16 protein-coding genes are annotated in these 12,526 nt (G+C 64.9%); 8 read left to right on the top strand and 8 right to left on the bottom strand.

The features are described 5' to 3' along the window. Positions 1-188 precede the first annotated feature (188 nt). Positions 189-1,742, top strand: coding sequence for a succinic semialdehyde dehydrogenase (locus NA5_RS04200; protein ID WP_062982062.1), 1,554 nt, complete (start codon positions 189-191; stop codon positions 1,740-1,742). Between the two features lie 151 nt (positions 1,743-1,893). Here the strand turns inward: NA5_RS04200 and NA5_RS04195 are convergent, their stop codons facing one another. The 3 genes from NA5_RS04195 to NA5_RS04185 form a co-directional block, all read right to left on the bottom strand. Next, complete coding sequence (locus NA5_RS04195; RefSeq protein WP_062982061.1) at positions 1,894-2,298, bottom strand: DUF779 domain-containing protein; 405 nt, start codon at positions 2,296-2,298, stop codon at positions 1,894-1,896. Next, a complete protein-coding gene (gene exaC / locus NA5_RS04190) occupies positions 2,298-3,815 on the bottom strand; it encodes an acetaldehyde dehydrogenase ExaC (protein WP_062982060.1) in 1,518 nt (505 codons plus the stop codon). The genes NA5_RS04195 and exaC overlap by 1 nt, the downstream gene beginning before the upstream one ends. 88 nt (positions 3,816-3,903) lie before the next feature. Next, positions 3,904-5,124, bottom strand: coding sequence for a sigma-54-dependent transcriptional regulator family protein (locus NA5_RS04185; protein ID WP_062982058.1), 1,221 nt, complete (start codon positions 5,122-5,124; stop codon positions 3,904-3,906). Between the two features lie 143 nt (positions 5,125-5,267). Between NA5_RS04185 and NA5_RS04180 the strand changes: the two genes are divergently transcribed. Beyond that, on the top strand, positions 5,268-5,693 hold the full coding sequence (locus NA5_RS04180) for an MmcQ/YjbR family DNA-binding protein (protein WP_062982396.1): 426 nt from the start codon (positions 5,268-5,270) through the stop codon (positions 5,691-5,693). 21 nt (positions 5,694-5,714) lie between these two features. On the opposite strand, the gene NA5_RS04175 is transcribed toward NA5_RS04180, so the two are convergent. The 3 genes from NA5_RS04175 to NA5_RS04165 are packed head-to-tail and all read right to left on the bottom strand — an operon-like array spanning position 5,715 to position 7,896. Then, positions 5,715-6,602 (bottom strand): TIGR03621 family F420-dependent LLM class oxidoreductase, encoded by an 888-nt coding sequence (locus NA5_RS04175; protein ID WP_062982057.1) that lies wholly within the window; start codon positions 6,600-6,602, stop codon positions 5,715-5,717. 25 nt (positions 6,603-6,627) lie between these two features. Continuing rightward, positions 6,628-6,837, bottom strand: coding sequence for a hypothetical protein (locus NA5_RS04170; RefSeq protein ID WP_062982055.1), 210 nt, complete (start codon positions 6,835-6,837; stop codon positions 6,628-6,630). A gap of 9 nt (positions 6,838-6,846) precedes the next feature. Further along, the gene (locus tag NA5_RS04165; RefSeq protein ID WP_062982053.1) at positions 6,847-7,896 is read right to left on the bottom strand and encodes an SDR family oxidoreductase; all 1,050 of its coding nucleotides are present in this window, start codon (positions 7,894-7,896) and stop codon (positions 6,847-6,849) included. Between the two features lie 111 nt (positions 7,897-8,007). Here NA5_RS04165 and NA5_RS04160 point away from each other — a divergent pair, with 111 nt between their 5' ends. From NA5_RS04160 to NA5_RS04145, 4 genes are all read left to right on the top strand, one after another. After that, positions 8,008-8,622, top strand: a complete 615-nt coding sequence (locus tag NA5_RS04160) for a TetR/AcrR family transcriptional regulator (protein ID WP_062982051.1) — start codon at positions 8,008-8,010, stop codon at positions 8,620-8,622. An 85-nt stretch (positions 8,623-8,707) separates the two neighbouring features. Beyond that, positions 8,708-9,019: a nuclear transport factor 2-like protein gene (locus tag NA5_RS04155; protein WP_062982050.1), complete on the top strand. Its 312-nt coding sequence runs from the start codon at positions 8,708-8,710 to the stop codon at positions 9,017-9,019. A 13-nt stretch (positions 9,020-9,032) separates the two neighbouring features. Further along, the gene (locus NA5_RS04150; RefSeq protein WP_062982048.1) at positions 9,033-10,175 is read left to right on the top strand and encodes an alkaline phosphatase family protein; all 1,143 of its coding nucleotides are present in this window, start codon (positions 9,033-9,035) and stop codon (positions 10,173-10,175) included. A gap of 70 nt (positions 10,176-10,245) precedes the next feature. Next, positions 10,246-10,560, top strand: a complete 315-nt coding sequence (locus tag NA5_RS04145) for a hypothetical protein (RefSeq protein ID WP_062982046.1) — start codon at positions 10,246-10,248, stop codon at positions 10,558-10,560. A gap of 41 nt (positions 10,561-10,601) precedes the next feature. Here NA5_RS04145 and NA5_RS04140 read toward each other — a convergent pair whose 3' ends face one another. Then, entirely contained in the window at positions 10,602-10,820 is a 219-nt protein-coding gene (locus NA5_RS04140) for a DUF397 domain-containing protein (protein WP_062982044.1), read from the bottom strand. After that, positions 10,804-11,721, bottom strand: coding sequence for a helix-turn-helix domain-containing protein (locus NA5_RS04135; RefSeq protein WP_062982042.1), 918 nt, complete (start codon positions 11,719-11,721; stop codon positions 10,804-10,806). The genes NA5_RS04140 and NA5_RS04135 overlap by 17 nt, the downstream gene beginning before the upstream one ends. A 152-nt stretch (positions 11,722-11,873) precedes the next feature. On the opposite strand from NA5_RS04135, the gene NA5_RS04130 reads away from it, so the two are divergent. Further along, on the top strand, positions 11,874-12,224 hold the full coding sequence (locus tag NA5_RS04130; RefSeq protein ID WP_062982040.1) for a hypothetical protein: 351 nt from the start codon (positions 11,874-11,876) through the stop codon (positions 12,222-12,224). Then, complete coding sequence (locus tag NA5_RS04125; RefSeq protein WP_062982038.1) at positions 12,221-12,457, top strand: hypothetical protein; 237 nt, start codon at positions 12,221-12,223, stop codon at positions 12,455-12,457. The genes NA5_RS04130 and NA5_RS04125 overlap by 4 nt, the downstream gene beginning before the upstream one ends. The last annotated feature ends 69 nt before the right edge of the window (positions 12,458-12,526 follow it).

Here is a 12,526-nt window from a genome sequence, read left to right as displayed (position 1 = left end):
ACAGTCCGGTTGTCCTCGGGCTCGAGGTGCTGGACCTGTGTCAGCAGGGTGTTCTTGCAGGACTCGCGGTTTCGGACGAGTACCGGACAGGGATCGTCATCCGCCAACTGAGGCAAGAGACTCCTGCGGAGAACGCACGCGGCGTATGTTGTGTGTATCCCGGGGTTACTCACAAGTAGGAGGCACCGATGCCCGCGCCGAATGCCGAAGTCTTCGACCGCCTGAGTGCGCTCGCCGCGATCACTGATCCGGACACCCGTGCGCGCAAAACGATCGCCGAAACTTTCACCGGCAACGCGCTCGGCAGCGTGCCCGTCGGCACCGCCGATGACGTGGCGGCCGCATTCGACAAGGCCAGGGCGGCGCAGGCGCGCTGGGCCGCGCGTTCGGCCAAGGATCGTGCCGCGGTACTCGAGCGATACCGCGAATTGGTCGTCGAACAGCGCGAATTCCTGATGGATGTGATTCAGGCCGAAACCGGCAAGGCACGCTGGGCCGCGCAGGAAGAGATCATGGGCCTGATGTTCGCGGCCCGCTATTTCGCCAGGGTCGCGCCCGATCTGCTCGACGCGCATCGCGTGCCCGGCGCCTTCCCGGTGCTCAACCGGGCGACCGTGCGTCACCAGCCCAAGGGCGTCGTCGGTGTGGTCGCGCCGTGGAACTATCCGATGCTGCTGTCCATCGGCGATTCGATTCCCGCGCTGCTCGCCGGCAATGCGGTAGTCGTCAAACCCGATAGCCAGACCCCGTTCTCGGCACTGGCCAGCGCCGAACTGCTCTACCAGGCCGGACTGCCTCGCGACCTGCTCGCCGTCATCCCCGGACCGGGCACCGTCGTCGGTACCGCCATCGTGGACAACTGCGACTACCTGATGTTCACCGGCTCCTCCGCGACCGGTCGCACCCTGGCCGAACAGTGCGGGCGCAGGCTCATCGGCTTCTCCGCCGAACTCGGCGGCAAGAACCCGATGATCGTCACCCGCGGCGCGAAATTGGACAGGGCCGCCAAGGCGGCAGTGCGCGCGTGTTTCTCCAACGCGGGGCAACTGTGTATTTCGATCGAACGGCTGTATGTGGAGAAGGCGGTCGCCGCGGAGTTCACCGAGAAGTTCGTCGCCGCCGTACAGGCCGCGAAACTCGGTGCAGCCTATGACTATTCGGCCGAAATCGGCAGTCTGATCTCCGAGGCGCAATTGGAGACGGTGTCCAAGCATGTCGCCGATGCGACCTCCAAGGGCGCTCGGGTGCTCGCGGGCGGCAAGGCGCGCCCCGATCTGGGACCGCTGTTCTTCGAACCCACCGTGCTCGCCGACGTCACCGACGAGATGGAATGCGGCCGCAACGAAACCTTCGGCCCGCTGGTCTCGATCTACCCGGTCGAGACCGTCGAGGAGGCGATCGAACTGGCCAACGACACCGAATACGGCCTGAACGCCAGTGTCTGGGGGCAGAGCAAGGCCGAGGGGGAGCGGATCGCCGAGCGGCTGCACGCGGGCACCGTCTGCGTCGACGAGGGTTATGCCCCGGCCTGGGGCAGCACCGCCGCGCCGATGGGCGGCATGGGCATCTCCGGTGTCGGGCGCAGGCACGGTCCGGACGGTCTGCTGAAGTTCACCGAACCGCAGACCGTTGTCGTCACGCGATTCATGAATCTCGATGCGCCGCCGGTGATTTCGCAGGACAAGTGGCAGCGCTTGCTGATGACGCTCGCCCGCAGCTTCCGTTTCCTGCCCGGCCGGTAGACGCCGGACCCCGCCGTCCCGGTCTGCAGCGGGACGGCGGGGCCTCCCGGTGTCGGCCGAGGGCTGCGGACTCCCTGGCCGATCACCGGATCGTTGCCCGCGGACGCACCCGCGGGCCTCAATCAGGTACCAGCGACTGCCTTTTCGGCAGTCAACTCATCCGATCGGCTCCCGTGCGCAGTGGCGGTCCCGCCGCCAACGCCGCCGTCTCCTCATCGGTCAGCAGTCGCGATCTGATGATGAACCGCACGCCCTCGGGCGCCTCCAGCGAGAATCCGCTGCCGCGCCCGGTCACCACGTCCACGGTGAGGTGGGTGTGTTTCCACAGTTCGAATTGGTCGCCGCTGATCCAGAATTCGGTATGCCAGGGCAGCCGACCCAGTAGTACATCCGCGCCGCCGACCCGGAATTCGCGTACTCCGAAGCACATCGGTGAACTGCCGTCACAGCAGCCGCCGGATTGGTGGAACAGCACAGGTCCGTGCTGCTCTATCAACCGCCGCAACACTTCTCGCGCGGGATCGGTGATGGCGACGCGGGCTACTCTGCCATGCATCAGAAGAATCCGAGTTTTGTCGGTGAATAACTGACCAGCAGATTCTTGGTCTGCTGGTAGTGCGCGAGCATCATTTTGTGGTTTTCCCGGCCGATGCCGGACTTCTTGTAGCCGCCGAAGGCGGCGTGTGCGGGGTACGCGTGGAAACAGTTGGTCCATACTCGCCCTGCCTTGATTGCTCGGCCCATCCGGTAGGCCGTGGTGATATCCCTGGTCCACACCCCGGCTCCGAGGCCGTAGAGGGTGTCGTTGGCGATCATGGTCGCCTCTTCGACGGTGTCGAACCTGGTTACCGCCACCACCGGGCCGAAGATCTCCTCCTGGAAGATCCGCATCGTATTGGTCCCTTCGAAAATCGTCGGCTGGATGTAATACCCACCCGGCAGTCCGTCCACCTTGCGTGCTTCCCCTCCGGTGAGCACCCGGGCGCCTTCCCGCCTGCCGATATCGATATAGGACAGGATCTTTTCGAATTGGTCGTTGCTGGCTTGGGCTCCGATCATGGTGGTGTCGTCGAGCGGATTACCGCCCTTGATGGCTCTGGTCCGCTCGATACAGCGGGCCAGGAATTCGTCGTAGATCGATGAATGGATCAGCGCGCGCGACGGACAGGTGCACACCTCGCCCTGATTGAGCGCGAACATGACGAAGCCTTCGACGGCCTTGTCCAGGAATTCGTCATCGGCGGCCATGACATCGGGCAGGAAGATATTGGGGCTCTTGCCGCCCAACTCCAGGCTGACCGGAATGATGTTCTCACTCGCGTATTGCATGATCAGCCGTCCGGTGGTGGTCTCACCGGTGAAGGCGACCTTGGCCACGCGCGGACTCGCCGCGAGCGGCTTACCCGCCTCGACGCCGAAACCGTTGACCACGTTGAGAACTCCGGGCGGCAGCAAATCCGCGATGAGCTCGATCACCAGCAGGATCGATGCCGGGGTCTGCTCGGCGGGTTTGAGCACCACGCAGTTGCCCGCCGCCAAGGCCGGTGCCAGCTTCCACGCGGCCATCAGGATCGGGAAGTTCCACGGGATGATCTGTCCGACCACCCCGAGCGGTTCCTGGAAGTGGTAGGCGATGGTGTCGACGTCGATTTCGGCGATGCTGCCCTCTTGAGCGCGGATGGCCCCGGCGAAGTAGCGGAAGTGGTCGACCGCCAAAGGCAGGTCGGCAGTGAGGGTTTCGCGAATGGGTTTGCCGTTGTCCCAGGTTTCGGCGATGGCGAGGGGTTCGAGGCTGTGCTCGATCCGGTCGGCGATCTTGTTGAGGATATTCGCGCGCTGCGCGGGGGAGGTGGCGGCCCATTTCTCGGTGGCGCTGTGCGCGGCTTCCAGGGCCATATCGATATCGGCCGCGGAGGAGCGCGCCACCGAGCAGAAGGTTTCGCCGTCGACCGGGGAGGGGTTCTCGAAGTACCTGCCCTCGATCGGGGCCGCCCAGTCACCACCGATGAAGTTGTCGTAGCGACTGGCGTAGGTGACGATGCCGGTGGCGGACCCCGGTTCGGCGTAGATCATGTCTGGGCGCTCCCTCGCGAAATCTCCTGCTGGCCACTATGTCCCGAGAAGGTTGGTGCGAGGTTGGTGCCGCTGTTACAGGGGAGACTCAGGAGCGCAGTGCGGTGTACAACCGGGCGACGACCACGGCCCGGCGCACATCGTCGGCGGGCAGCAGGCGCAACGCGTGCTCGTGCACCTCGATATCGCCGGGGGAGCGTTCGCCGAAGGCCACGGCGTGATCGGCGCGGTCGCTGGCCAGTACCGCGGTGCGCACCCCGACATCGAGATGGTTGCGCCACTGCAACACCCCGGGGGTGTCCGAACCGGGCAGCAGCGGTCCGCGGTAGAGCCAGACCGCAGAGGTGGTGTCGCCAGCCTGCACGGCGGCGAGCAGATCGACCGCATCGCAGGAGACCGGACCGGTGAGCATGTAGCGTCGGTTGCTGATCTCGCCGCCGGTGGTGCGCCGCAGATGTGAGACATCGGCCTTGAGCGTGCTGGATGACACCGGACGGTCGCCATATACCGCGGCCTGTAGTTGTTCAGGGGTGAATCCGTCGGGCTCCAGGGCGAGCAGCGCCAGGATTTCCAGGTGCCGCGGCGGCAACGGCACCGGCCTGCCATCGCGGACCAGCCGTGCACCGCCCAGACATTCCAGCCGCACACCGGGTGCCGGTGCCGGTGCGGCCGCACGCAACATCGTCTCGACCGCGGTGACCAGCGCACGGACCGAGGTCAGCACCATCGGATGCGAACGCTCCCAGGAACTGGACAAATCCAGCACACCGATCTGGCGACCGTCGGGCGCGTGGATCGGTGCGGAATAGCAGACCCAGCCGTGTAATGCGGCGACCAGATGTTCGGCGGAGAAAACGGTGGCCGGGCGGTCGCTGTGCAGCGCGAGCGATAATCCGTTGGTGCCCATATGGCTTTCGTCCCAGCAGCCGCCGGGTGCGAAGTTCACCGCCTCGGCCTGGCGACGCAGCGCGCGATCACCGCAGGACCAGAGGATGGTGCCCGCGGCATCGGTGACGACCGCGACATAGCCGGAGTCCTCGGAGATGCTGCGCAGCTCACCGGCGAGTTCGGTAATCGGTTGGCGCAGTGGGGATTCGGTCCAGCGATCGCGGACATCGTCCAGCCCGGGCGCCTCGGTGCAATGCGGATCGACGGTCGTCAGCGAGCGTTGCCAGGATTGGATGACCTCATCGCGTAGCGAGGTCGAGCCCGCGGGTATGCGGAGAGTGCTACTCGGAGCTGTCGCCCAACGGGTCCATTCTTTTTCCAGTGCGGCCCGTTGTTGGGTGAGGGTGCGGAATTGTCCCACCTCGTTGACCCCATCGTTAGTGTGAGCTCACATTCGCTATCTCATGATGGCGTACGCATATGGGTTCAGTCGAGTGTTCGACGCCAAACCGACCGTTCGACATTGAAGATTCAACGCTGCTGCACGCGGTCTACGCTGCTGATATGGCAAGGATTTCGCGACGAGCCAAGGTGGCCGACGTGCACGAACTGGCCAGCGGCATGCCGTTCGTCCATCGGGTGGATGGACCACACGGCAATGCGGTGTACCAGGTCGGCGGGAAATCCTTCGTGTTTTTCCGCAATCCGCGTCCCGACGCATTCGACCCGAACACCGGCGAGCGCTATACCGATGTGATCGTGATATGGGTGCCCTCGGAATCGGACAAGCTTGCGCTGGTACAGGATCCGGATTCCCCGTTTTTCACTACTCCGCATTTCGACGGGCATCTGTCGGTGCTGGTCCGCGGCAGCCGCATCGGTGAACTCAGTAAGCAGGAGTTGGCCGAGGTCATCCAGGACGCTTGGCTCAGCCGGGCCTCCCGCAAACGGGCGTCGGACTGGCTTGCCGCACACAATGTCGAGCACTGACCTGCCGCGGCGGTCCCGCATTCAGCGCAGCAGTTCGATGACCGCGCCCATCGGCTCCATACTGCTCTCGAGCACCGAGATGTAGCTGAATCCGAAGCGCTCACGGCGCTCTTCCAATTGCCGCGCCATCTCCTTCGGCGTGCCGATCAGCAACGCGGGCAGCTCCTCGGGGCGGTCGGCGACCTCGGCGGGCAGATGCGGGCCATACAGTTCCAAGGCGGCCGACCGTTCATCCGGCGGAACCACCCGTTGCAGCAGGATATTCAACTCGACATCCTCGGCCCGCGACCCGAGCAACTCCCGCAGGTGTGCCATGCGCGCCTCGGTGCCGTCGGGCCCGACGAATTGCAGCGGACCGCCGTTGTACGCCGGTGCGGCACCCGGCAATGCGACGATATCGGCATATTCGGCCGCGACCCGCAGCAGCCGATCGCCCCAACCGGCAATGACCAGCGGCGGGCCTGAGGGTTGTGCGGGACGCGGCTGATACTCCGGATCGGCGAACACCCGCCGCAATGTCGCGACGGTCGTCGCCAACTGCTCGACTCGCTTGCCCGCGCTCTCGAAAGTGATTCCGGCCGTTTCGAATTCCTCCCGGACATATCCGGCTCCGAACCCCAACTCCACCCGTCCATCGGTGAGTTGATCGACCGTCGCGGCCTCGCGCGCCAAGAGCGTCGCGTTGTAGAAGGGGGTGTTCAGTACCAAGGTGGTCAGCCGAACCCGCTCGGTCGCCTCGGCCGCGAGAATCATTGCCGGAAACGGCGCGGGCAACCCCAGATGGTCGGCAACACCGACCACGTCGTAGCCGAGTTCCTCGGCCCTGCGACATTTTCGTATCCACTCCGCCCGCGAAGCGGGAGCGAGCAGGGTGACACCGAACCGGAACTTGCGTCGCGTAGCCGTCACCCTTCCTGTCTACCAGGCGAACCGATCAGCAGGGGGCGAGCGCCAGTCCCACCCAGACGATCCCGGCCAAGGTCACCACTGCCGCCAATGCCGGGCCCGGCCGCTTGGCCGACCTGACGGTTCGCCGAAGCGCATTTCGCCATTGCGGCACCTTGGGTTTCGTCTCCGGGGTCCGCCTGCCCAACCAGCGTCGCACCAATCCGATCGTGCCTATAACGAGTGTCGCGATCAGCACGGCCCGCCCCTACGCATGCACGGCTGTCCGACGCGCCGACGCACCCGCTGGGCGTGGCACCACGCCGTACTCGATCAGGCTTTCCGCGGTATCCAGCACGGTTTCCCGCACCGGCCGCATCGACCAGCCGAGTTCCCGCCGCGCCTTCTCCGAGCTGAGCTGTTCGGTACGGCCCAACATCGGCAAGGTCAATCGAATCCCCTTGTCGAACAAGGCGATCGCACGCACGAGCAGATCGGGGATCACCCTAGTCGGCACCCGGTATCCACGCGGCCCGAACTCCTCGGCCAACATCCGTCCCATATCCGCCATCCAGACATGTTCGCCCGCGCAGATATACCGATTCCCGACCGCTTCGGGAGCCTCCAGTGCCAACCGGTGCGCCACCGCCAGATCCCGCACATCCACCACTGCCCACCCCACCCGAGGTGAACCCGGCGCATCCCGGGCGAGCAGTCGGCGCACCGGTTCGTGCGAGGTGCTCGTCGCCGCGGATTGCAACGGGCCCAACACCATTCCGGGGTTCACCACCACCAGTTCCAGTTCCGAATCCGCCGCGAAATCCCATGCCGCCCGCTCGGCCAGTGTCTTGCTCTTCTGGTAGGCCGCACTGCGTTCGACCACCGACCAGTCGGATTCGGTGCGCATCGTATCGGTCTCGTGGCCGTAGATCACCGCGGCGATCGAGGAGGTGAGCACCACCCGGCGGACGCCGCTGTTGGCACATGCCCGCAAGACCCGCATTGTCCCGTTGACCGCGGTATCGATCAGTTCTCGTTCGTCGTCTGGCGGCGTCGCTGGCAGCGGTGACGCCACGTGCAGCACGAACGCGCAGCCGGAAACGGCCGACGCCCAGCCCGCATCGTCGTTCAGGTCCGCAGCGATGAATTCCAACTCGCCGCCGAGCCTGTCCGCCAGTGCCACCAGCTGTGCGCGTTTATCCGTGTTTCCGAGATCGCGAACCGTGCCACGCACGACGTATCCGTGCTCGAGCAGTTCGGCGATGACGTGTCCTGCGACGAATCCTGTTGCGCCGGTGACGAGTACCCGTGAGCTCATATGCTTACCCGCTTCGAAGGAGGGAATGCGGCCCGCCCATCTGAGCGCCGCTCAGATAATCTAAGCACTGCATAGTTAGGCTGTCCAGCAGGCGTCGAATACGCTCGATTGGTGACGCGGACCAGTTACCACCACGGCGCGCTGCGCGACACGCTCCTCGCCGCCTGCCTGCGGCTGATCGAAACCGAGGGCCTCGGCGCGGTGAGCCTGCGGCGGGTGGCCCGCGAGGCGGGCGTGAGCACCGGCGCGCCGTACCACCATTTCGCTGATCGTTCGGCCCTGCTCGCCGCACTGTCGGTCCAGGGTTTCCGACAGCTCGGCCGCGATTTGGCCGACGCGCGCGCCGCCGCCGACGGCCCGCTGCGAGCACTGACCGCGCTGGCCGAAACCTATGTGCGGTTCTCCCAGGAAAATCCCGGCTACTTCCGGCTGATGTTCCGTCCGGAACTCTCCCAACCCGATAAGCATCCGGACGCGCGGGCGGCGGGCGATGCGGCCTTCGATGTTCTCGCCGACACCATTGCCGATGCCGTCGCCGCCGGATTGCTGCCCGCCGACAAAGCCGACACGCTGGCCGTCATGTGGTGGAGTCTGGCGCACGGCATGGCCTCGCTGTGGCTGGACGGTCAGCTCGAAAAGCGCAGCATCCAGCTCGGGACCACCGCGCCCACGCTGGTCGAGGACATCATGCGCACCTTCACCGCACTGGTCGGCCCCGGCGGGTGATACCCGCGCGAGCGCACCCGACACTAGAGTGAAGCCGAACGTTTGCTCCTCCGATGCAACCGCACTCTTCGAGAGGGATGTTCTGATGACACAGCAGCTCGATCCCACGGTCCAGGAATTCGTCGCCGCAGTGAATGGAGCCGATCAGGACCGCTTCTACGCCATCCTGACCGACGACGCGACCATGTCCGATGACGGTGTGGAGCGCAATCTGGTCCAGTGGACCGATTCCGAGATCTTCGGCAGCAATGGACGCATGAATGTCGAATCGGTCGGCGACAACGGCACCGAATTGGTTGCCGACTACACGAATTCCCGGTGGGGTTCGATGCGCACCGCCTGGCGCTTCATCGTGCGCGACGGCAAAATCAGTCGATTCGAGACCGGCCAAGCCTGAGTAACCTGAGCTCGTGTTCATCACGCCCCACTACGGCACGGGCTCCTTGGCAGATCTATTCCCTTCCCTCCTCGCCGGGCTCGGTGTGCCCGGCGAGGTCGATCGGCTCGGCCTCGAACTCGCCGCCGACCGGATCTGTGTGCTGCTGATCGACGGTCTCGGCGCGGACGCACTCGCCGCGAATTCCGATGCGGCGCCGTTCCTTTCGGCGCTGGCGCAGCGCACGCTGACGGCGGGCTTCCCGAGCACGACCACGGTCAGCCTGAGCTCCCTCGGTGTCGGTGTGCCGCCCGGCGAGCACGGGTTCACCGGATACCTGATACACGTGCCCGGCTACGACCGCCTGCTGAATGCGTTGACCTGGCGGCTGCACGGCGCGGGACCGAAGATCGACCTGCTGCACGAGCTGGTGCCGGAGCAATTCCAGCCCGCCGCCACGGTTTTCGAACGCGCCGCGGCCGACGGTATCGCGGTGACCCAGGTTGCGCCGCGCCTGCAGGCGGGTTCCGGGCTGACCAGGGCGGTGCTGCGCGGCTGCGAATTCCGTCCCCATGTATCGGTCGGCGATTTCGTCGACGGCGTCGCCACCGCACTGCGCGCGGGCCCGCGCTCGTTGGTCTACGCCTACCACGGCAACCTCGACACGACCGGTCATGTGCGCGGACCATCCTCCGACGCTTGGCTTTTGGAGCTCGCCCATGTCGATCGGCTGGCCGCCACCATCGCCGAACATCTGCCACCTGATGCCGCGCTCGTCGTGACCGCCGATCACGGCATGGTGGAACTCGCCGACCGGATCGACTACGACAAGACCGAGGCACTGCGCGAGGGCGTACGCCTACTCGGCGGCGAACCGCGCGCCCGCCACGTCTTCACCGTTGACGGCGCCACCGAGGATGTGGCGGCGACCTGGCAGGAATTTCTAGGCATCGACTTCGAAGTCATTGCCCGCGCCGAGGCGATCGATCGCGGCTGGTTCGGCCCCACCGTGGCACCACATATCGCCGAGCGCATCGGTGATCTCGTGGTCGCGGCCCGTGGTCTGCGCGGTGTCGTACGAACTGGTGCCGAACCGCTGGAATCCATGCTGATCGGCCACCACGGTTCGCTCACGCCCGCGGAGATGAATGTGCCGCTGCGCACGTTCCGACCGTAACCGTCGGTTGGCCTAGGCTGTACGCGTCGTCGTGGGCATGGTCGCCCGCCGAAGCGCCAGGAGGATCTCTATGAACGCCACGCTCTTACGGACCGGACTCGGGGTCGCGGCGATCGCGGCACTGCTGACCGGTTGCTCCGATATCGAGCGGGCGCTGAACCAGGGTGGCGACACCACCTGCCGCGATTACGTCAAACAGGATCAGGACACCAAGCGCACCACGATCACCAAGTTCATCAAGCAGCAGACCAAAGATGATCACGAGCCCGCGGGCACGGCGGTCGATGCCACGATGATCCAGGTGGATCTGCTCTGCGGTGCGCAGGTCAATCAGGACACCCCGATCAAAAAGGCCGATATCGCAGGGATTTTCCTCAACAAGTAGCGAAACGGCCCCCAGGATTCTGGGGGCCGCTCTGGTGCAACCTATGCCCGGTCGAACTCGCCGTTGCCGACGCCCGCGGTGAAGGCGTCCCACTCGGACGGAGTGAACACGAGCGCTGGACCGGTGGGGTTCTTGGAGTCCCGCATTCCGACGAAACCGCCCTTGAGGAAGGCCACCTCGACGCACTCCTTTCCCGCATCGCTGCGCCGAGACTTGAACCACTGCGCACCGGTTAGGTCGACATCAACGTTCACTGTCATAACTCCTTGCTATCTCTCTTAAACGGCTCCGGGTCAGGCCAGCGTCCAGGGTTGCCCCGAGCAGGGTATGGAACGCTTTTCGGAACCGCTGCACGTCGTCACGCTTCTCGAGAACCGTATCCCCGGCAAAGTTCTCCGCATAGACCACCGAAGGCTCCACCGGCTTACCCTGCGAGTCCTTCGGAAAAGTCACCACGATGAATGGGGCGTGGACTCGGCCGGTCGGGAAGCCTGCGTGATACGGCAATAGGCGGACTTCGATATTTTCGCGCGTACTCAAGTCGGCGACATGCCGCAACTGAGCAGCCATCAGCTCAGGTCCGCCGACCACAGTCCGCGTAACGTTCTCGTGTATCACCGACACCAACCTGGTCGGGTTCCGTGCCCGCGTGATCAGGTGCTGTCGCCGGGTCCGCACCGCCGCCAGCCGGTCCAGATCTTCGTTCGAGATTCGAGGCTCGGCCGAGCGGTTCATCGCGTCTGCGTACGCGTGGGTTTGGAGCAAGCCAGGGAAGATCAGTGGCTGAAAGTTCGCCAATTCGCTTGCGGCTGATTCCAGTTCGACGTACGTGTTGAACTTCGTCGCGAGCACATCACTGTAGGTTCGCAACCAGGAGCGGACCGGGGCCTGCGCGGCAAGTTCCTGCCATGCCGCTAGATCATCGGCGCTGACCATGTACAGCTCCGCCAGAGCTTGCAGATCGCGGGGTCTGACCTTTCCTGTCTTGCCGTTCTCGAGGCGGCTCAATGTCGCTTTGCCCCAGTCCATTAGGCGTGCCGACGATTCCAAGCTCAGGCCCGCCGCAGTGCGCGCATCGCGCAGCAACCGGCCGAGCTGGCGTCGCGGCAGGGTACTGCCAGTGTCTTCGGGATCGTCATCGTCGTTTGTCACGATCAGCATTGCTTCCCCCTGTTCCGTTCCACCGCATGGGTTTGTTCCGAACCGGAAGGATCATACGGCCAGAAATGGCCCGGTCTCAGGTGATTCGCGGAGATATACGCAGCCCGCCTATCGGGCCCGCCGAGCGTCGGCATTCGACACACCCTTGCGTCATGTCCACGCCGAAACGAGAGCTTCCGCAACGAGATCCGTTCACCGGACCGCCCGTCGCGTACACGGGCGCACCGCCCGAACTGGTCGAGCAGGTCGCCCTCGCGGTCCGTGCGTGGGCGGGCCCGCCAATAGCTCCGTCCGTGCGTCGTCTGCTCGACGACTACCACCAAGACACCCAGCAGAAACTCCATCGCGCTCCCATCGACAGCCGTCCGATCTTCGAGGGTGCGGACGGCCTGCTGGTACCGGTCGACGAGGACGGATGGATCTCCGACTCGGACGCCGATCTCGACAAGGCCGACGCAATGACCATCCAGCCCAGCGATGTTCGCGACATCGAGGAATCGTGAGCCCGAAACACAAAGAGCTCAACTATCTTTCGCCGCGTCCCAACGAACCGGATGTACATCTGAGCGTGTTCCTGCACGGCGTGCGCCTCGACTACGCCGCCTGCCTTACCGCCGCGCTCATATTCACGAGCGAGCACCGGAAGCGGCATTATCCCGACGCGGTCAGCATCGGCCTCGGGGACACCAGTCGCTATCCGCGCCTTCCATGCGAACGACTGTTCCTTGACCCATAAGCGCTGTTCAGGGCGCAATCACAGAGTCATGCGCGATCGATATTAATGTGATCTGCATCACATCACCGC

The sequence above is a fragment of the Nocardia anaemiae NBRC 100462 genome (genome assembly GCF_001612725.1).
GTDB lineage: Bacteria > Actinomycetota > Actinomycetes > Mycobacteriales > Mycobacteriaceae > Nocardia > Nocardia anaemiae.
This window is presented reverse-complemented; position numbering and strand designations above follow the sequence as displayed.

Bases quoted from the DNA above. Each gene is read 5' to 3' on its own strand.
- NA5_RS04200 (WP_062982062.1), top strand. From the start codon at position 189: ATGCCCGCGCCGAATGCCGAAGTCTTCGACCGCCTGAGTGCGCTCGCC.
- NA5_RS04195 (WP_062982061.1), bottom strand. From the start codon at position 2,298: ATGCATGGCAGAGTAGCCCGCGTCGCCATCACCGATCCCGCGCGAGAA.
- exaC (WP_062982060.1), bottom strand. From the start codon at position 3,815: ATGATCTACGCCGAACCGGGGTCCGCCACCGGCATCGTCACCTACGCC.
- NA5_RS04180 (WP_062982396.1), top strand. From the start codon at position 5,268: ATGGCAAGGATTTCGCGACGAGCCAAGGTGGCCGACGTGCACGAACTG.
- NA5_RS04165 (WP_062982053.1), bottom strand. From the start codon at position 7,896: ATGAGCTCACGGGTACTCGTCACCGGCGCAACAGGATTCGTCGCAGGA.
- NA5_RS04155 (WP_062982050.1), top strand. From the start codon at position 8,708: ATGACACAGCAGCTCGATCCCACGGTCCAGGAATTCGTCGCCGCAGTG.
- NA5_RS04145 (WP_062982046.1), top strand. From the start codon at position 10,246: ATGAACGCCACGCTCTTACGGACCGGACTCGGGGTCGCGGCGATCGCG.
- NA5_RS04140 (WP_062982044.1), bottom strand. From the start codon at position 10,820: ATGACAGTGAACGTTGATGTCGACCTAACCGGTGCGCAGTGGTTCAAG.
- NA5_RS04135 (WP_062982042.1), bottom strand. From the start codon at position 11,721: ATGCTGATCGTGACAAACGACGATGACGATCCCGAAGACACTGGCAGT.
- NA5_RS04130 (WP_062982040.1), top strand. From the start codon at position 11,874: ATGTCCACGCCGAAACGAGAGCTTCCGCAACGAGATCCGTTCACCGGA.